At 65.7% G+C, this 19,296-nt stretch carries 16 protein-coding genes; 13 read left to right on the top strand and 3 right to left on the bottom strand.

The window, feature by feature from the left end; all coding sequences use genetic code 11:
* Window positions 1-32: 32 nt before the first annotated feature.
* Window positions 33-1,199 (bottom strand): MFS transporter, encoded by a 1,167-nt coding sequence (locus ASC58_RS10185; protein ID WP_235529169.1) that lies wholly within the window; start codon window positions 1,197-1,199, stop codon window positions 33-35.
* Window positions 1,200-2,400: 1,201 nt separating this feature from the next.
* Between ASC58_RS10185 and ASC58_RS10180 the strand changes: the two genes are divergently transcribed.
* The 13 genes from ASC58_RS10180 (at window position 2,401) to ASC58_RS10120 (ending at window position 16,808) form a co-directional block, all read left to right on the top strand.
* Window positions 2,401-3,183 (top strand): BtpA/SgcQ family protein, encoded by a 783-nt coding sequence (locus ASC58_RS10180; RefSeq protein WP_056919175.1) that lies wholly within the window; start codon window positions 2,401-2,403, stop codon window positions 3,181-3,183.
* A gap of 51 nt (window positions 3,184-3,234) precedes the next feature.
* Entirely contained in the window at window positions 3,235-4,410 is a 1,176-nt protein-coding gene (locus ASC58_RS10175; protein ID WP_056919174.1) for an SIS domain-containing protein, read from the top strand.
* Window positions 4,403-5,335 carry a carbohydrate kinase family protein gene (locus ASC58_RS10170; protein WP_056919173.1) on the top strand — a complete coding sequence of 311 codons (933 nt, stop codon included), beginning with the start codon at window positions 4,403-4,405 and terminating at the stop codon, window positions 5,333-5,335. The genes ASC58_RS10175 and ASC58_RS10170 overlap by 8 nt, the downstream gene beginning before the upstream one ends.
* Window positions 5,332-6,063 carry an aspartate/glutamate racemase family protein gene (locus tag ASC58_RS10165; RefSeq protein WP_056919172.1) on the top strand — a complete coding sequence of 244 codons (732 nt, stop codon included), beginning with the start codon at window positions 5,332-5,334 and terminating at the stop codon, window positions 6,061-6,063. Before ASC58_RS10170 ends, ASC58_RS10165 begins: the two co-directional genes overlap by 4 nt.
* Window positions 6,060-7,595: an amidohydrolase family protein gene (locus tag ASC58_RS10160; RefSeq protein ID WP_056919171.1), complete on the top strand. Its 1,536-nt coding sequence runs from the start codon at window positions 6,060-6,062 to the stop codon at window positions 7,593-7,595. The genes ASC58_RS10165 and ASC58_RS10160 overlap by 4 nt, the downstream gene beginning before the upstream one ends.
* A gap of 5 nt (window positions 7,596-7,600) precedes the next feature.
* Window positions 7,601-8,509: a polysaccharide deacetylase family protein gene (locus tag ASC58_RS10155; protein ID WP_200947778.1), complete on the top strand. Its 909-nt coding sequence runs from the start codon at window positions 7,601-7,603 to the stop codon at window positions 8,507-8,509.
* A complete protein-coding gene (locus tag ASC58_RS10150) occupies window positions 8,496-10,340 on the top strand; it encodes an ABC transporter ATP-binding protein (RefSeq protein ID WP_056919170.1) in 1,845 nt (614 codons plus the stop codon). Before ASC58_RS10155 ends, ASC58_RS10150 begins: the two co-directional genes overlap by 14 nt.
* Window positions 10,337-11,200 (top strand): ABC transporter permease, encoded by an 864-nt coding sequence (locus ASC58_RS10145; protein WP_056919169.1) that lies wholly within the window; start codon window positions 10,337-10,339, stop codon window positions 11,198-11,200. Before ASC58_RS10150 ends, ASC58_RS10145 begins: the two co-directional genes overlap by 4 nt.
* Window positions 11,201-11,210: 10 nt before the next feature.
* The gene (locus ASC58_RS10140) at window positions 11,211-12,197 is read left to right on the top strand and encodes an ABC transporter permease (protein ID WP_056919168.1); all 987 of its coding nucleotides are present in this window, start codon (window positions 11,211-11,213) and stop codon (window positions 12,195-12,197) included.
* A gap of 85 nt (window positions 12,198-12,282) precedes the next feature.
* Window positions 12,283-13,881 carry an ABC transporter substrate-binding protein gene (locus ASC58_RS10135; RefSeq protein WP_056919287.1) on the top strand — a complete coding sequence of 533 codons (1,599 nt, stop codon included), beginning with the start codon at window positions 12,283-12,285 and terminating at the stop codon, window positions 13,879-13,881.
* Between the two features lie 100 nt (window positions 13,882-13,981).
* Complete coding sequence (locus ASC58_RS10130) at window positions 13,982-14,662, top strand: GntR family transcriptional regulator (protein WP_056914673.1); 681 nt, start codon at window positions 13,982-13,984, stop codon at window positions 14,660-14,662.
* Between the two features lie 592 nt (window positions 14,663-15,254).
* Window positions 15,255-16,082, top strand: coding sequence for a nuclease-related domain-containing protein (locus ASC58_RS10125; RefSeq protein ID WP_056919167.1), 828 nt, complete (start codon window positions 15,255-15,257; stop codon window positions 16,080-16,082).
* A 249-nt stretch (window positions 16,083-16,331) separates the two neighbouring features.
* Window positions 16,332-16,808: a DUF4383 domain-containing protein gene (locus ASC58_RS10120; RefSeq protein ID WP_200947775.1), complete on the top strand. Its 477-nt coding sequence runs from the start codon at window positions 16,332-16,334 to the stop codon at window positions 16,806-16,808.
* A 200-nt stretch (window positions 16,809-17,008) separates the two neighbouring features.
* On the opposite strand, the gene ASC58_RS10115 is transcribed toward ASC58_RS10120, so the two are convergent.
* Window positions 17,009-17,377, bottom strand: coding sequence for an ANTAR domain-containing protein (locus ASC58_RS10115; protein WP_056919166.1), 369 nt, complete (start codon window positions 17,375-17,377; stop codon window positions 17,009-17,011).
* Window positions 17,378-18,383: 1,006 nt separating this feature from the next.
* Complete coding sequence (locus ASC58_RS10105; protein ID WP_200947774.1) at window positions 18,384-19,034, bottom strand: MSMEG_6728 family protein; 651 nt, start codon at window positions 19,032-19,034, stop codon at window positions 18,384-18,386.
* Window positions 19,035-19,296: the final 262 nt, after the last annotated feature.

Below are 19,296 nucleotides of genomic sequence, written 5' to 3'. Positions count from 1 at the left end.
GATGTCGGGCGTGGAGTTCTTCCGCGGAGGGGTCAACGCGCTTCCTGTCCTTGGGCGGCTGTTCGTCGGACGACGGTGACGGTGAGAAGCAGGGCGAGGGCGGCTGTGGCGCAGAGCATCCACAAGCCGATGGCGTAGGACTCTGTGCGACCGTACACGTAGCCCATGACCAGGGGCGGTACGAAGCCGCCCAGGCCGCCGGCAGCTCCGACGAGCCCGGTGACGCCGCCGACGCGGGACGGTTCGGTGACCTTGGCGATGAGGGCGAAGGTGGCCCCGCTGCCGGATCCGAGTGCGGCGGCCATGGCGAGGAAGGCGACGGTGCCGATGCCCCGCAGGGGCGGGGTCCCCGCCGAGATGCCTGCGCACACCACGACCACGCCGAAACCGGCCGCGAGCACCGGGATCGCCCCCACCTTGTCTGCGAGCCAACCCCCGACCGGGCGCATGACAACGGCGACGAGCACGAAGCCCGCCATTCGGCTGGCGGCGTTGTCGGGGGTGAGGTGGTGGGCGGTCTTGAGGTAGGCGGGGAGGTAGACCGAGAACGCCACGTACCCACCGAATGCGACCGCATACAGGAGGCATGCCTGCCAGGTGATCGGGAGCCGGGCGTTCGCGGAGATCCGTGAGGCGAGGGAGGTGGTGGGCACGGCCCTGCCGGGTGCGTCACGCAGGATCACCCAGGCGGCGACGGCATACACCGCCAGCACGGCGGCCGTAATGAGGAAGGGAGACCTCGCACCGAGGTGAGCCGTGAGCTTGACCGTGGTCAGGGCGCTGATGGCCGTTCCGCCCATGCCGGCGCCGAAGACGCCAATGGCGAGGCCGCGCTTTTCCGGTGGGAACCAAGCGTTGACGAAGGGGACGCCCACGGCGAACGCCGTGCCTGCGATCCCGAGGAAGAAGCCGCCGAGGAGGAGCAGTGCGTACGACTCGAGCGCGAAGAAGGCGATGAACAGGATGGGCAGGATCGTCACGCCCGAGACGATGGGGAACATCACCCGGCCGCCGTACCGGTCGGTCAAGCCGCCGACGACGATGCGTCCCAGCGAGCCAACCACGACCGGCACTGCCACCAGCAGCGCGACGTCGGACTCGCTGAGCTCACCGAGTGATCCGGTCGTGCGGAAGAGTGGACCCAAGGGGCTGATGAGCGCCCAGGCCCAGAAGTTCACGGCGAAACCCAGAGTGGCCATCGCCAGCATCACCCACGGCGACCCGGTTCCCAAGCCGGACGGGTGCACACCGACCGGAGGAGAAGTCGCCTCGCTTCCACTCGGCGGCCGTGGCTCGTCTGCTTCGACGCCATGACCGGAAGATGCGACGGCCTCGCTCGCCATGTCCAGTCTCCTCGATGTCCATCGGCGGCGGGCGCCACGCGAACCAAAGATAGGGAAGTTTCTTGGCCTGACTAGTGCCAAAGGTCCCTTGTTTCGGGGATGTCACGGGCGAGGGTGTGCGCTGGCAGGTCGGTAGACATGGCGAGTGCGCGAGGCCGCTCGAGCGACAGAGTGAAGGACCGAGGATGCTTGACTAACTGCTTGACAACTGGAGCGCGTCCGGGTGGGCGCAGGCGAACGTCGGGGGACTGGTTTCGTACTCACACGGACGTCGAGGCAGGTTCGCGGATGGTCTGGGAATGCTTGACACGGAAGAGGTCACTGGTTCAAACCCAGTATCGCCCACCAGTACGAAACAGCCCCTGACCTGCGGAAACGCAGATCAGGGGCTTCTTCGTTGCTTGGCGTCCATAGAGTCTGCGTGACTAACTGCTTGACTAAGAGGTCGCGTTTCGACCTCGGCGCCAGTCCCTGCGCGTCCGCTGACGTGCGTGGACGTCCGGAGGGGAGCCAGTCACTTCCCGCGCAGGGAAGAGGTCAGTCGCTGCGTCTCGAGGCCGTCTCTCGAGTCTCCTGAGACCGACCTCACGGCCATGGCGATCGTGTTGTGGACCTTGGACGAGTACGTCCGCCCTCTGGGCGGCCTGACGTGCCGCGGAGCTGGGCCGCAGGATCTCGGTGTGGGTCGACCACCTCGAAGGATTGGGACTAGGGGACTTCCCAGCAGAGCGGCATCCTGCCGGGGCAATCCCCGGTCTATTGGCCGACGCATCCACTGTCACGTCCATGACGTCTGAAACGTGGCCCAGGCGGTGCGTCATCAACAGGCAGGTGGACGTCGCCCACGCTTCCCACGCTATGTATACCGAACTGGGCGCGAATAGTTCGGAGTCCATAGGCTTCAGGAGTCGATCGGTGCCGTCATCGAGGCAAAGTCGTTGGAATGAGCGACGTTCAGCGCTGCGCTCGTCCAAGAGCCGAGATTTCAGCTCCTGCGACCATTGACGTGTCGCGAGCGATTGTATACCGTCCGAGATCTATCGACTGAGAGGTGCCAATGAGCACGTTCCGCCTTGTAGGGGTGCTGCATCTCCCGCCGCTGCCGGGGGCCGCCAACTATGGTGGTGCCTGCGTCCGGGAGATGGCGAAGGCCGCCGCGGCCGATGCCAAGATATTGGAGGCCGCGGGATTCACCGACGTGATGGTGCAAGACGCCAGCGACAATCCTCAGCCCTCCTTGGTGGGGGCCCCGACCGTCGCGGCATTGGCCGTGGTTGGAGCGGCCGTGCGCGCTGCCACCAGCTTGGGGCTGGGTGTGATCGTGGGCCACAACGATGGAGCCGCTTCCGTTGCGGTCGCCCATGCTGTTGGCGCGCAGTTTGTCCGTGTCAAGGTCCTCACTGGCGTCTCCGCGGGCCCGACGGGGTTCATCCAGGGTTGCTCGCTGCAGGTTGCACAGATGAAGCGGCTTCTCGGCAGCGAGGTGGAAGTCTGGGCAGACGCCCACGAGGCGACCAGTGCATCCCTCCTTGGCGACACCCCCTGGGCGGCAGCGCAGGCCGTGGCTTTCGGCGGGGCTGACAAGCTCATCGTGACCCGAGACAGCGGAGTCGGCGACGCGATCGACGACATCGCTCGCGTCAAGGCCGAGTTGGGCGCCGGGATCGACGTGCTTGTTGGCGGCAGGGTCACTGCCGAGTCATTGCCTGCGGTTCTTCGGGGAGCCGACGGAGCGATCCTAGGAAGCGTGCTCAAGACCTCCGGCGGGTCCGCGCCGCGGATCGACGCCGCGAGGGCCGATCATCTGGGGTCGCTGTATCGCGACTCCCTTCCGCGCTGACGTCGTCGGCCCCTGTGACCCGTTGACCACTGACCTGAAAGGCACCTGCCAATGACCCTCGACAGCCCCCTCCTGGGGCCGGGCAGCCCCCTCGATGCGCGCCAGCAGTCTGTCGTCGCGCGTGTCTCCGAAGCGGAACGCGCGAGCATTCTCGCGCTGCCGACCGACGACCCCTTGGACCCGAAGCGTCGACACCGCGTCGAGGTCACCCGAGGAGAGATGTTCGGCCAGCCGCAAGCCATCCTCGACACGTGGGAGCGGAACGTCGCTGGTCTCGACTCGGTGAGCGAGCACATGGCTACCCGGTCGTTCGACCGGATCTTCCTGGTCGGCGCCGGTGACTCCCTGGCCGTGATGATCGCGGCGCGACAGGCACTGGAGCTGATGACCGGCGTGCCCTGCGAGGCCGTGCAGTGCATGGAGTTCGCCTACTACCAGCAACACCTCGTCACCAACCGCTCCATGGTCATCGCCCTGTCCAGCTCGGGAGAGACGACTCGCACGGTCGAGGCAGTGCTGGTGGCCCAGCACGCTGGCGCCTACACCCTTGCGCTGACGAACACACCCGCCTCCTCGATCGACCAGGAAAGCCAGCACTCCCTGATGATCGAGGCCACGAGAGTGGGCTGGCCCACGCAGTCGTCCACAGCCGCTCTCGCGCTCCTGCTCCGACTGGCGAGCAAGGTCGGTATCCAGCGTGGCGCGACGGGGGCGGCCGACCTGGGTCGTGAACTCGCTGGTGCCCCCGAGCTGATGGCCCGTGTGCTTGATCGAGTGGACGGGCCCATCGCCCAGATCGCTGCTGCCGAAGCAGCACGGCAGATGTACCTGTTCTCGGCGGCAGGCCCGAACTGGGCCGCTGCAATCGTCGGCGCCGCCAAGGTCAAGGAGACGACTCCAGACCACGCGGTGGAGATCCAGGTCGAGGAGTACCACCACTACAACTCCCAGAAGCCGCACGAGCCGTTGTTCCTCTTCGCGCCCACAGGACCTTCGGTAGCTCGGGCCACATACACCGGGCGGGACGCTCGACGGTACGGCGGCACGCTCTACGCCATCAGTACCGAAGGAGAACGAGCCTTCGACGCGGACGCCAACCAGGTTGTGGAGATGCCTGCGGTCTCGGAGACCCTGAGCCCCCTGCTGTACCTAGTGCCGGCCCAGATGATCGGTTATCACCTCGGGATGGCGAAGTTCGCCCTTGCTGAGGCGGCCCTCGGTGACTGACGGGACGTCGGACCGCTCGTTGGTCTGCGTCGGCAACCTGACGATCGACGAAGCAAGGTACGGCGGAGAGCGCGGCAGACCGGCGCTCGGTGGTGATGCGGCGTATGCGGCGCTGGCCGCCCGTCTGTTCACCGAGAACGTCAGGATGCTGGCCCCGGTGGGGCACGACGTCCCGCAGGAGCTCCTCAGCGCCCTCGCTACGGCAGGCGTCGGCGCCGATCACCTCCCCGAGAGGGACAGCGCGACCATCCGCAACATCATCACCTACCACGCGGACGGGACCCGCACCTGGGACATGTTGTCGACCGAGGAGGACTTCGACCTCATGTCGGTCTACCCAGTGGACGTCCCGCGCGCAGCGTTGGGCGCCGACGGCATCGTCCTGTTGGCCATGAGCTTGGCCTCGCAGCTCGCGCTCACACCGTGGCTGAAGAAGAACAGTGGTGCCCGCCTCTACCTGGATCTCCAGGAGGACTACCTGGAGGGGAACCGGGAGTCGATCAACGCGATGATCTCGTGCTGCGACGTGTTCCTGCCCAGTGAGGTCGAAGCTGTCGCCTTGACCGGCACCACGGACCTGGTGGCGGCCGCGCAACAGTTCCGAGGACTTGGGCCGCGGACGGTCGTGATCAAGCGGGCCGAGCGGGGGAGCCTCGTGGTCGAGGAAGGCCGCGTCCTCGAAGTGCCGACCGAGCCTGTTCCCGCGATCGACAGCACCGGGGCGGGAGATGCCTTCTGCGGAGCGTTCGCGGCAGTCCACCTGCGCACCGGTGACGCCGCGACGGCCGCCCGTGCCGGAGCCACGGCAGCGAGGGTCGCGATCAGTGCCTACGGCGTCGACGCCCTCGTGTCAGCAGCTCAACAGGTCGAAAGATCCGGTCAGATGTTTGGGCCAGGCGCTGGGGATGGAGGTGTCGGCAGATGAAGGACGTACTGCGGATCGCGGTCGTCAATCCCAACACCACCGAGTCGATGACTGCTGGTGTGGTGGCTCGCGCTTCCCTGGCGACCCGGCCGGGGACAGAACTGGTGGGTGTCACGCCGGGACACGGCGTGGCCACGGTGGAGAGCCACACCGATGAGGTCACCGCTGCCCTCAGCGTCCTCGAGGAGGTCGAGAAGGCGGAGGCGACGGACGAGCCGCCGGCTGCCTACGTGATCGCCTGCTTCGGTGACACGGGACTGCAGGCGGCCCGCGAAGTCGCACTCGGCCCGGTGGTGGGGATGACCGAGGCCGCGCTGCTCACCGCGACCTTGGTGGCGCACCGGTTCACGGTGATCACGATGCCGCGGCGCACGCTGGCCCAGTCTGACCGGGTCGTGCGCGCCCTGGGGCTGGGGCACCGCTGCACGGTTCGTGCGATCGACGTGCCGGTCAGCGAACTGGCTGACGGATCCAGCCACCTGCTCGAAGCATTCGTGGAGCAGGGCAGGATCGCCATCCAACAGGAATCGAGCGAGGCCATCATTCTCGGCTGTGCCGGCTTGGCTGACCTCGTCGTTCCGCTTCAGGCGCGCCTCGGCGTCCCGGTGATCGAGGGAGTAGCAGCAGCAGTCGTGCTGGCCGAGGGGCTGGTCGCGCAGGGCGTGGCCACCTCCCGTGCGGGTACCTGGGCTCGGCCCGACCGACCGACGACGGGGGACCGATCATGAGCGTCCTGTTCACGGATGTCTTCGTGTACGACGGCGACCACCCTGCAGGGATGGTGGGCCCCACCGACCTTCTGGTCCTCGGCAACCGGGTGACCTCGATCGGGGCTGACGCTCGACGGCTTTTCGACGAGGGGCTCGGCCAGGACGGCCCGCACCGGGTCATCGACGGCAGGGCACAGAAGCTCATCGTCCCCGGTCTGGTCAACGCTCACTTCCATTCGCCCGCGAACCACCTCAAGGGTTCGCTGCGCAGCCTGCCACTGGAAATGTTCATGCTCTTCGAGTCACCGTCGGACGAGCAGCTCGTTCCCACGCCGCGGGAAGCGTACGTGCGCACGATGCTGGCGGCTCTCGAGATGCTTCGCACGGGTGTGACCACGGTGCAGGACGACGCGTTCCTCATGCCCTTTCCCACCTCGGAGATCATCGACGCCGTCATGCAGGCCTACGCGGATTCCGGCATGCGTGCCAGCGTGGCGCTGGACCAGCCCGAGGTCACGGAGGCGGACAAGCTCCCCCTCTCCCAGACGGCAGACCCCCACGTCCGTGCCGCCCTGTCGGCGTCGCCCCCGATGGGCGCGGCGGCGCTGCTCGACATGTACGACCACCTGATCTCCCGCTGGCACGGCTCCGAGGGCGGTCGCCTCACTGCCGCCGTGTCCGTGTCGGCACCGCAACGAGTGAGCCCTGAGTACTTTGCGGCGCTGGACGACCTGAGTCGTGTCCACCGGATCCCTCTGTTCGCGCACATGCTCGAGACGAAGTTGCAACGGACGTTGGCGACGACCCAGCCACGGTTCGCTGGCCGGTCCCTGGTGGAGTACACCGCGGACCTCGGCCTGCTGAGTGAGCGGATGAACGTCATCCATGCTGTCTGGGTCGATGACCACGACCTGGACCTCATCGCATCCTCTGGAGCCATCGTCGCCCACAACCCGGTCAGCAATCTGCGGCTGGGAAGCGGCGTGGCGCCCTTCCGCAAGCTCAAGGATCGCGGGATCACCACCTGCCTGGGGATTGACGAGGCGATTTGCGACGACTCGTGCAACCTGTGGGGAGTCGTCAAGATGGCCGGCCTGATCCACAACGTGTCCGGACTCGAGAGCGATGATTGGCCATCGCCTCATGAGGTTCTCGACAGTCTTTGGGTGGGCGGCGCGGCGGCCCTGTTGAGGTCTGATGAGCTCGGCGCGGTGCGAGAGGGGTTCTTGGCCGACCTGGTCGTCCTTGACCTTCATAGCCGGGCCTTCACGCCCTTCAACGACCTGCGCGGTCAGCTCGTCTACTGCGAGTCCGGCAATAGCGTGGAACTGACCATGGTGGATGGGCGCATCGTCTTCGAGGACGGCGCCATCTCGACCGTCGACGAATCCGCCCTCCTGGACGAAGCGCGCGACCTCTTCGCCCGGAAGCGGCCAGCGGTCGAGCGCGCCCGCCATGACGCCGAGGCTTTCCTTCCCCATTACAAGGGGCTCGTCCACGACGCGGCGCTCGCCGACGTCGGCATGAACCGATGGGTGGGATCTGCATGACATGCGTGCCAAGGCCTGACGAGCGTTACGACTACTCACCCATCCTGGACCGCCCATCCGCCTCCTGGCCCGGTGGTAAGAAGCTCGCCGTCTACGTGGCCATGGGCGTGGAGCACTACACCTTCGGAGAGGGCCAGACCGAGGACCTCCTTGAAGGAGTCTCGGCGCCCGATCTGGTGAACGCCAGCTGGCGCGACTACGGCAACCGCGTGGGCGCCTTCAGGCTGCTACGGCGCATGGAGACCTTCGACATCGCACCTACGGTCCTGCTCAACACGGCGCTCTATGACAGCGCGCCTCAGCTGCTCGAGGCCGTGCGTCGAAGCGGCGCCGAGGTGGTGGGCCACGGAGTGTCCAACTCACACTCTCTGGGTTCCTTCAGCGAGCCCGAAGAGCTCCTGTACCTCAAGGAGGTGGCTGCGCGGATCCATGACGAGGAGGGTGCAGCCCCCCTCGGCTGGTCAAGCCCATGGCTGACCCAGACCAGCAACACGCTCGACCTGCTGGGGGAGAGCGGCTACCGGTACGTGCTGGACCTCCGCCTGGACGACCAGCCCGTCTGGCTAAACACTCGCTCGGCTCCGTTGCTGGCGATTCCTTACGCCCTCGAGCTCAACGACAGCACGTCGATCATCGGTCGCAACGTGGGCGCCCGCGAGTTCGCGGACATGATCATCGACGAGTTCGAGGAGTTGCTGCTGGCTGCAGGGGAACAGCGACTGGTCATGAGCATCGTGATCCATTCGTTCATCTCGGGCGCGCCGTTCCGACTTCGGCAGCTCGCTCGCGCGCTGGAGCACCTCGCCGGCAGGGGAGACCAAGTCTGGTTCACCCAACCGCGTGAGATCTACCGCGTCATGGCTGACGAACGATCCGCAGCAACCGGAATGGACGTGACTGATGAAGTTCGCTGACGTTCGCTCGAAGCGGTCGACCGGGGACCGGCCCGACACGCACCCCGCCGAGGGTTTGGCTGCCTCCATCCGTGGGCTCACGGTCAGCCTGGAACGCGACGGTGCACGCAGCGAGGTGCTGCGTGGTGTCGACCTTGACGTCGGACGCGGCGAGATCGTAGGACTGGTGGGCGAGTCCGGATCGGGCAAGAGCGTGCTTGCGCTGAGCATGATGGGCCTGCTGCCCCAGGCGTCCCGACCGCGCACGCACGGTTCGATTGAGATCGCGGGCGTGGACGTCCTCAACAGCGCGCCATCTGAGCTGCGTGACCTGCGCCGCCACGAGCTAGGTGTGATCTTCCAGGATCCAATGACCTCGCTCAATCCGACCATGCGGGTGGGCACGCAGATCAGTGAGGTCAGCCACGACCGGGAAACGTCGCTCCAGCTGATGACGTCGGTCGGGATCCCTGATCCCGAACTACGTTTCCGGGTATTCCCCCACGAGCTCTCAGGCGGACTGCGCCAGCGGGTGATGACGGCCATCGCTGTAGCAGGGCGACCCTCCTTGATCATCGCCGACGAACCCACCACCGCCCTGGACGTCACGGTGCAGGCCCAAGTGCTGGAACTGCTCGCCGACCTCCGTGACACCTTTGGCTGCAGTGTCGTCCTGATCACCCACGACCTCGCCGTCGCTGCCCAGATTGCCGATCGCATCGCTGTTCTCTACGCCGGACGGGTGGCTGAGCTCGGTCCCGTCGCGGAGATGCTGCGACGTCCCACGCACCCGTACACCGTGGGGCTGCTGAGTTCCCGGCTCTCCCTCGAGACACCACGCAACCTGCCACTGACGACCTTGAAGCCGGAGACGGCTACCCCGGCCGAGCGCATGCTGGGTTGCGCCTACCACTCGCGGTGCCCCCTCGCCGACGAAAAGTGCTCGCGCGAACAGCCGCCGCTAGCTCCCGTCGCCTTGGGCGCCGATGCGACGCTCCTGCACGAACGGTCGTGCTGGCGATCCGTGGCTCAGGTGCAGGCTCTTGCCCACTCGCGGGCTCCCGTCGATACGGTGCTGCGGTCCGAGAGCCGTCAGCTCTCGGAGGCAGGGGAGTCGGTACGCCTCGACGACGTGCACGTGCGGTTCGTCCTGAAGTCCGGGGCGCGCCACCGCGAGGAGGTGCATGCCCTTCGTGGCGTCGACCTGACGGTCGGAGCCGGCGAATCACTCTCGATCGTGGGTGAGAGCGGGTCGGGGAAGTCCACCCTGCTGCGCGTGGTGGCGGGACTGATTCCCCCCACCTCCGGTGCCGTGCACGTGGGCAACAAGGGAGCGCAGATGGTCTTCCAGGATGCCGGCTCATCTCTCACGCCCTGGTTGACGGTGGGTGAACTCCTCCGTGAGCGCCTGCGCCCGCTGCGCCTGGGTTCGGCTGAGGTGCAGCGCCGGCTGGACTTGGCGCTCACCACGATCGGTCTCCCGGCTGGTATTGCCAACGCCCGCCCGAGCGAGCTGTCCGGCGGCCAGAAGCAGCGTGTCGCCCTCGCTCGTGCCACCGTCATCCCACCGTCCGTGCTGTTGTGCGACGAGCCGACCAGTGCCCTCGACGCCTCCTTGGCGGCCAGTGTGCTCAACCTCATCCGTGAGCTGCGCAGCGCATTCGCGATGACCGTCATCTTCGTGACGCACGACCTGTCGGTAGCTCGCCTCATGGGTGACCAGATCGCCGTGATGACCCAAGGGCAGATCGTCGAGATGGGACCGGCGACGGATGTCATCGAGAGACCGGAGCACCCCTATACGCGCTCTCTTCTTGCCTCGGTCCCGACGATCGAGGTGACGACGTCATGACTGTTGCGAAGATCCCTGCGTCACGAATGCGCGTGCTGGCGTTCACGTCTCGCACCCCCTCGGGGTCACGGGCCAGTATGGCTGTCGCCTCACTGCTTCTGCTCGTCACCATCGTTGCCGTTCTCGGTCGCGTCCTCTCGCCCTACGACCCAGTCCAGCCGGTGGGGATGCTCAACTTGCCGCCAGGGTCTCCCGACCACCTTCTCGGCACCGACTCGATCGGCCGTGACCTGCTCAGCCGAACCCTGTGGGGCATCCAAATCAGCTGGTTCACCTCACTGGTCGTCGTGGCCTCCGGCTTGGTCATTGGCGGTGCCATCGGCGTCACGGCAGGGGTGTGTGGCGGTTGGATCGACAACCTGCTGATGCGGTTCACCGACCTGTTTCTGGCGCTACCCGGCGCTCTGGTGGCCATCGCCATCGTCGCTGCGCTCGGACCCGGACTCAAGAACACCCTGATCGGAATCATGATCGTCTGGTGGCCCTACTACGCCCGCATCATCCGTGCCGAGGTGAAGTCCCTCGCATCGAGACCGCATGTGGAGGCGGCGCGGCTCGCCGGTGTCGGGCGCGGTCGCTTGGTGCTGCGACACATCGTCCCCGGAGCCGTGCCCACGGCCCTGGTGACGGCCAGCCTGGACATCGGGAACGTGATCCTGCTCCTGGCAGGTCTGTCATTCCTCGGGCTCGGCCAGTCCGCCCCTGCCCCCGAGCTCGGAGCAGACACTGCCCGCAGTCTGCAGCTCTTGCTGACCCAGTGGTGGATTCCCATCACTCCAGGCATTGCCGTGTTGTTAATGAGCCTGATCGCCAACCTGGGCGGGGACGCCGTCCGGCAACTACTGAACTCAAAGCGATAAGGGGACGACCGTGCTCAAGTTCATCGTGCGTCGCCTAGGGTCGAGCCTCGTTCTCATCCTCGTGCTGTCAGCAATCATCTTCCTTCTCCAAGAGATCACCCCCGGGGACCCTGTCAGGGCCTACATCGGACTGAACGCCTCGCCGGAAGCCGTTGCGGCGGCCCGGGAGTCTCTCGGGTTGAACAGCCCACTTCCCCTGCGCTACCTGCACTTCTTGGGACGCCTCCTACACGGTGACCTTGGCGTCTCCTTCCGCACTCACAGGTCGGTCGTCTCCGACCTAGGCGACTTCCTGCCAGCGACGGCCGAGCTGGTGACGGTGGCGTTCGTGTTCGCCCTTGTGCTGGGCATTCTGTTCGCCGTATCGGGGGCACTGCGGTGGTGGGGAACCTCGGTCCTACGCGGCCTGCTGCTCGTGCTGGCCACCGGCCCGTCCTTTCTCCTGGCCCTGGGCGGCATCGTCCTCTTCTACTCTCGTCTCGGCTGGCTCCCGGGCGGCGACCGCGGCGCCAACGCCTCGGGCCCGACCGGGTTCCTGATGATCGACAGTCTCCTCCATGGAGACGTAGCGCAGTGGGCGACAGCCCTTCAGCACCTGGTTCTGCCCGCCCTTGCCCTGGCGATCGCCCCGGCCATCGCCATCGGACGCATCCTGCGCGCGAGCCTAGAGACCACGATGAATGCCGACCACGTCCGCACCGCGCGTGCCAAGGGCCTCAGCGAAGGGGCGGTTCTGGGAGGCCACGTAGTTCGTAACTCGATCGGACCAGCGCTGTCGATGGCCGGCCTGCAACTCGGCTTCATGTTTGCGGGCGTGGTCGTCGTCGAGCAGATCTTCAGTTGGCCCGGCATCGGGAACTACCTGGCTCGGAGCATTCCGGTATCAGACTTCCCGGCCATCGCCGCGGTCACGCTTGTCCTCGGCACGATCTACATCATCGCCAACGCGCTGGTAGATCTCCTTCAGGCGGCCGCCGACCCACGCTTGAACCTATGACCCGCCGTGCTGCCCCGAAAGGGCGCGCGTGCCCCCAGCTTGAACACAAGAAGTCTGCCGGATCACAACTAAGGAGTAGCGCGTGATGAATCAACTAGGTGGGAAGAGGGCTCTGAAGGCGTTGGTCGCCGTCGCCATCCTTCCTCTGCTCGCAGTCGCCGGCTGTGCTGGCAAGACCAGCTCCCAGGGGTCCGCGGGCGGTAAGGCGGCCCCTACCGACGGCGTGTTGACGGTTGGACTGCTGGGTGACATCGGACAGCCACCTGACCCCGATGTGTACTACGCCAACAATGGCTGTGCCATCATCCTCAACGTCTACGAAGGTTTGGTGCAGTACAAGAACAACCTCGACAAGGTAGAGGTCGCGCCGCGTCTGGCTGAGTCCTGGACCGTTTCACCGGACTTCAAGACCTATACCTTCAAGTTGCGCAAGGGCGTCACCTTCCACGACGGCACCCCGTTCACCTCGGACGCTGTCCGCTCGTCCTTCGCCCGCCGCGCGGCGGTCAAGGGTGGCGCTGCTTACATGGTCGAGGATGTCGCGTCGGTTAAGACCCCCGACGCAGCCACGGCCGTCGTCGAGCTCAAGTCCTCGAACTCCGCCTTCCTGGACTATCTGGCATCCCCCTTCGGCCCGAAGATGGTCTCGCCCGACGGTGTGAAGAAGAACGCGGGCTCGGACAACGCCCAGACGTACCTGTCCACCCACGACCTTGGCACAGGCCCCTACGAGTTGAGTGACGTGCAGGTGGGATCGAAGTACGTCCTGAGCCAGTACAAGGACTACTGGGGGACGATCTCGCCGTTCAAGACCATCAACATGCCGGTCTACGACGACGTGTCGTCGCTGCAACTGGCAATCGACAACGGCGACGTATCCGTCAGCGTGGCAAACCTGCCGTCCTCGAGCCTGAAGAAGTACCAAGACAGCCAGACCGTTGCCAGCTACTTCCTGCCGACCATCCAGTCCGCGATGATCTTCATGAACCCCAGCAAGGACTTCTTCGCCAAGCAGGAGGCCCGGACCGCATTCCTCCAATCCATCAACCAGAAGCAGCTCGTCGAACAGGTGCTGGGCGCCCGGTCGACGCCCGCGACGACGATCTACGCCAAGGGAATGATCGACGACGGGTCAGACAAGCAGAACATCACGTACGACCCGTCCGTGCTGAGCAAGTATGCGAAAAGCTTGCCCGCCGGGACGGCAATGGTGATCGGACATGCTTCTGACAATGTCAACGCTCAGCAGATGGCCAACATCGTGGCTGCGCAGTTGCAGGCCCTCGGGATCAAGGCCAGCGCTCAGAGCTATCCGACGTCGCAGGTCTTCAACTGGCCCAACGACCCCACCAAGGGCCCAGACGTCTTCTTCGACGGCAACAACGGACCTGACGGAGGCAGCCCGTACATGTGGGGCCACGTATTCTGGGACAAGACCGGAGGCATCAACTACTTCAAGTGCGACGACCCGTCCACGGACGCCGACCTCAACGCCGCGCTAAAGACCGGCGACAAGGCGCTGTTCGCCAAGGCCGCCCAGACGTACTCAGCCACGGGTTGCTGGATGAACCTGTCCTACAACAAGGACTGGGTGGTGGCGCAGAAGTGGCTCACAGGCGTGCCGGAGTCCCAGAATATTGGCGCCAATGAGCTCAACTTCAGCATGCTGTCCATCAAGAAGTAGACACGCCCGCGACAGCGGGGGCCAGCAGACTGACTGCTGGCCCCCCAGGCGAGATCGGGTCACCGCACGAGTGCCGCACGTACCCAAATGAAGGAGTCACATGGCCACCCAGGAACGGGAACTGGTCGAGGTTGCTCAGAAGGACTCGTTGGCGCGGCAGGTCTACTTGGCGCTGCGCGAAGGAATCATCCTCGGGACCTACCCGCAAGGTTCGCGTCTGATCGAGCAACGCCTTGCCGAAGAGCTCGAAGTCTCCCGGGTTCCACTCCGGGAGGCAGTTCCGCAGCTGGAGATGCATGGCTTTGTGGAGACGTCTCCCCGCAGAGGTGCCGTGGTGGCCACGTGGGACGCCAAGCGGGTGAACGACCTGTTCGACCTGCGGCTGAGCCTCGAAGTCGGGGCTGCGCGCTACGCCGCCGCACGGGTCGCTGCCGGGGCGTCGACAGAGCCACTGGATGCGGCACTGCAATTAGCTCAAGATGTCGTGCACGAGGGTGACCCCTACAAGATCGCGGAGGCCAGCACCCGCTACCACGAGGCAATCGTTCAGCTGGCGGGTAACGACCTGATGGCCACGTTGATGCGGTCAGTCTCGGAACGAGCCCTCTGGCTGTTCTACCTGACCTCGCAGCTCGATGCCGACGAGGCGTTCAACGATCACGTGCATCTGACTGATGCGATTCGCTCGGGCAACGAGCGCCTGGCTGAGGCACTCGCCTACACCCATATTGAGCACGACCGCATACCCTCCTTCACTGCGCTCCGATCAAGAGAAGGCTGAGCACCTTGGAGGTGCAGAGGAGGGGCCTGGCTATCGACTGGCCGTTTAGCTCGTCCGGGTCGGCGGAACGAAAGATCGCAACGTGTCTGGGGTGGCGACGGGCACGGACGCGTCAGCACGAAACCACCCAAGGTCGCGCCCCGGCCGACCCCCGGTTCCCGTGACAGTCGCATAACGTCTGCTTGACTAACTGCTTGACAACGCCGGCGTGCTAGACCGGATGTCGAGGAACATCGGGGTACTGGTTCGTGCGCAGCAGGACGTCGACGAACAGTGACGCACGGCATGAGAATGCTTGACACGGAAGAGGTCACTGGTTCAAACCCAGTATCGCCCACCAGTACGAAACAGCCCCTGACCTGCGGAAACATCGGTCAGGGGCTGTTTCGTTGCCAGCTGCGGAGGGCCGATTCTGACCTCTTCCGTGCGGGTGAGTGACTAACTGAGTGACTAAGTCCCTCGCGCTCACTCGGAGCGGTCGTCCATCGGGGTCCGTGGCGATCCCTGGCCATGCGTGGGTACTCGGTCCCGGGCCGTGGGCCTTGGGTTGACTCACTGATGACCTCTTCCGTGGGTTGAGCGCATTCGGGCCGTGGTCGATGTCTGGCTGCCGCAGACTGTGGGGGTGTTGAGGCGGGGGAGGAAGACGTTCGAGCAGCGGCGCCGGTGGGAGCTGGGGCGGGCCGAGCTATGGAGTAGTCGGCGCAACATCGCGGCGGCGGCCGCCTGGATGCTGGGTGCCGCCTTGGTAGTGGTCGTGCTGCCGGTCGGGCCGACCATGGTTCGAGGGGCCTTCGCCGGGGCGCTGGTAACGAGCTGGGCGTGGATGGTGTTCGTGACGTCGTTGATCCGGACGTATCCGGTGACGATGGGGGAGTGGGGCGAGTCCTTCACGCGGGAGGTCCTTGCCAGTCGCGAGTTCGGCTGGCCGTTCCTGGACGACGTCCCGATGGAGAAGCGCAACATCGATCACGTCGCGGTCAGTCCCCGCGCGGTGCTGGCGATCGAGACCAAGTTCGTGGGTGCTGGCCGGCAGTGGGCGACGGATCACTATCGCGAGGCTGCGATGGATGGTGCCCGCGCGAGTGCCAGGTCTGTGCGATCGATCTTTCGCTCCCAAGGAGTCAGGGACGTACCTGTCGACGCGGTGCTGATGATCTGGGGACCCGGCGCGCGACAACTGGAGAACGACTGGACGGTTGTGGACGAGGTCCACGTCGTCAAGGGGGTCGCCGCCGCGGATGCTTGGCTCCGTTACTGCAACGTCGGTGACATCAGCGCGGCCCGGGCAAAGGAGCTCCACGAGATCCTCCGGAGCCATCAGGCCATGCGTGATGCACACGCCGGAGCCAAGACTCGTCATGCTCACGAGAGCGCCGGCTCCTCACGTCCGGGTCGGCTTCGCTCTAGCGAGAGTTGATGCAAGAGCGGCGAAAAGACACACCTTGATCCGCACTCGCATGACCATGCGCGAGTGCTCTGCGCATGGCATGCGTCATCGGTAGTGGTCTGTCCGGCTCCTCGGCTGGGCCAAGCCTCTCCCATGCGGAGTCGACTGCGTTCGCGTGCCCGACCGCGCCGTCGCCGAACGGCGATTGTTTGGGCGGGTCGTGGAAGGGGCAGATAGAAGTTGCCTCGCGATGGCCGCGGAGCATGAGACGGAGGATTGATGAGCACCAACCGAACACTCGACACTGACACGGGGACGGGCGCTCGGACCACAATTCAGCGCGTGGCGGCCCTCGTTGGCGCCGTGTTCCTTCTCGTGGGGATCCTCGGATTCGTCCCAGGCATCACCACCAACTACGACCAACTCGCGTTCGCCGACCATCACTCCCAGGCCAAGCTGCTCGGCATCTTCCAGGTGTCGGTGCTGCACAACCTCGTGCACCTTGCGTTCGGTGTCGCTGGTCTGGTGATGGCGAAGAGGGCTCGCACTGCCTTCACCTACCTCGTCGGCGGGGGCGCCATATACCTGGTGCTGTGGCTCTACGGTCTGTTCATCGACAAGGAGTCCTCCGCCAACTTCGTGCCTGTCAACTCCGCGGACGACTGGCTGCACTTCTTCCTCGGTGCCGCCATGATCGCTGCTGGCCTGATGCTGCGCCGTCAAGCCGCTCGCACGGGTGACGTCCGCGCCACGTGATCGACGAGAGAACCCGGCCGGTGCACCCAGCCCCGGCCGGGCTCTTCGTCCGACGTCGTGGCGACATGGGTAGCGTTTGCCCTGCCGTGGCCCCCCATTCACGCCCCACGGCGAGGCCGTGCCACGGTTGAAGATCTACCCAGAGCCGAGCACCTAAACGCCGACGGCCCTGTTGGACGGCTGCGATGCGAGCCGACCTCCTACAGCTGCGGCAGCCCGCTCGCGTCGCCCGTCTCGACAACTGCCTCGGCGATGTCGCGAAGCTTCCGGTTCGTGTCTTGGCTGGCCTTGCACAGAACCGCGAAGGCGTCGGTCTCGCCCAACTTGCGCTCGGCCATGATGATGCCCATCGCGGCACCGATCTTTCGCGACGTACGCAGGGCGACCTGCAACTGAGAAGCGCGCTCCAGACCCAACGCTGCCTGGGCGTCGATGGCGGCGATCAGCTCCTGGTCCACGTCGACCCTCGTTCGCAAGGCCTCGATGTCCGCGCGGTTGGCATTCACTCTGGCGCTGAGTTCCTCGAAGCGCCGCTGCGACACCAACTCGTCCTGCTTCTCGTCGCTCATGGGCACAGTATGTCTGCGCATGACGGATGAAAAAGTGACTTTGGTCCGGTGCCACCGCGAAGTGACGGCCGATACGTGACCGTTACGAAGGCCCGGCCGTGCCGCCGCCTCTGGCCTGCCGTAGACGTGAACGCCCCCACTCAGCAGGGGATGAGCAGGGGCACTACCGCGACGCGGTGTGCCCGGCCGGATGAGCACGACAGCCCTTCAACGGCTCCGAGGCACCAGCCTCACAGGCGTCGCTCAGGAGAATTCGCACGACCGGCGTCGGTACGACCCCGTCCTGCATACCTTGCCGGGCACCCCTCGGTATTCCGTCGTCTCAGCGCTGCGGGAACCGTCCTATCGCGCGGCCCGTCGGGTGCCAGCCTCGTGAGGACGGTGCAGACACGTGCCAGCACATAAGGGGCGGACCGAAATTTGGCCATCTTTGGCACGCGCGTGAGGCGGACAAGGAGCCGGCGGTGAGCAAGATGTACCCGAAGCGGTGAGGGTCTGGTCAGAAAGACTTATCGGCAAATCTCCGGCGCGCAGGATGGCATTGGCTCGACTAGCCCGGTGATCGGAGCAGGGCCGTGGGTGAGGTAGGGCACCCGATGACCTGCAGCGTGCCGACCAGGACAGTGACAATCCGGGTGCGGACCTTCATCAGGACCACCCGTTGTGTTCACGGCCGCCGGATCGCGGCGTCTCAGCCGGTCCTCGGTACCCCCGGTATGCGGGTCGCGAGACACGGGTACGTGCTCAGGTTGCCGACGCGATCGGCGGGTTCTTTGATATGCGCGAGCACGTCAGTGACCGACCGCACGGTCGCGTCGTCTCCCACGTGCATCGGTTGCTCCCAGCTGTCGTCCTGCGCGGCGCCGGTCGCCACTCCGAAGCCTTCGTGCCAAGGCCGAACTTCTTCGACTGTCCCTTTTCTGGCTGGCTCTTACCCATAGCCCGTAGTGATCGCCTATGGGTGCTGCTCGGCTCACCGAGCGAGGCGGGCGGGTAGCCATGGGTGTCATCCGTCCTTGTCAGGCTCGGACCGAGCGCGAGTCGGAGGAGCATTGTTCTGCCGCCGTGTCTGCCAGGCCTTCTTGGCGGCCCGGCTGCGCATGCGGCGCAGTCGTTCGGCCTCGAGTCGCTCTTGCTCGACTACCCGTTGCTGTCGCCGCATTTCGTTGTCGGCTCTGCGCTGTTCCGCGGCAATGACCCTCAGGGATCGAACCGGCCACACGTATGGCAGGTCATCGGGGATGTCTGGGAAGAGCGGTCGGTAGTGCTCGGGGGCCTTGCGCACGAGCGCGGACTGGTGGCTGCGGTGTACCGCCTCATCCCCGAGCCATGGGGGCATCGCTTCGGCGGCGGCAAGTTCTGGCTGCGTGCGAACAGTGTCGACGCCGGCTGCGCGTAGGTCCGTCGCGATGGTGAGGGCGCAGGTGTCGCCGAAGCCGAGCTCGGCCCATGCTTGGCAGCAGGTGAAGCCATACCGGCCAAGCGCTTCCTCGAATCCTCTCCACATGAGCACTGCGGGGTGGTTGGCCCATCCGTAGCCAGGCCTAGTCAGCGCACGTATCACCTGGATCGTCTCCACGCGCTGCTTGCCGAGCCGCTTGTGGTCCAAAGCGCGCGCCGAGCGCTCAAAGTCGGCGTACGGCAGGAACGTCTGCATCCTCCGAGTGTGCCGTGTGGGCGGCTCGCCGTGGACGCCGTATCCTGGCGAGGAGGCGCGACGCTCAGGAGGCCGAGAGTGCCCGTATGGCAGCAAAGCCTGCGATTGACCTGGCCGACCCTCAGCCGAGTCGCCAACGGCCCTGAGCGATCCGCTGCCCTAGGTCCTTGCCTACGTTCGGCACTCATCGTTCCGTCAAGAGCCCGGATGACGCTCGGCCGGACAGGGGCTTCGACGCGTCTGATGCTGCAGCAGGTCGGCG

The organism is Phycicoccus sp. Root101 (assembly GCF_001426245.1).
Classification (GTDB): domain Bacteria; phylum Actinomycetota; class Actinomycetes; order Actinomycetales; family Dermatophilaceae; genus Pedococcus.
The sequence above is the reverse complement of the archived record's forward strand: the minus strand, read 5'-3'. Positions and strand labels throughout refer to the sequence as shown.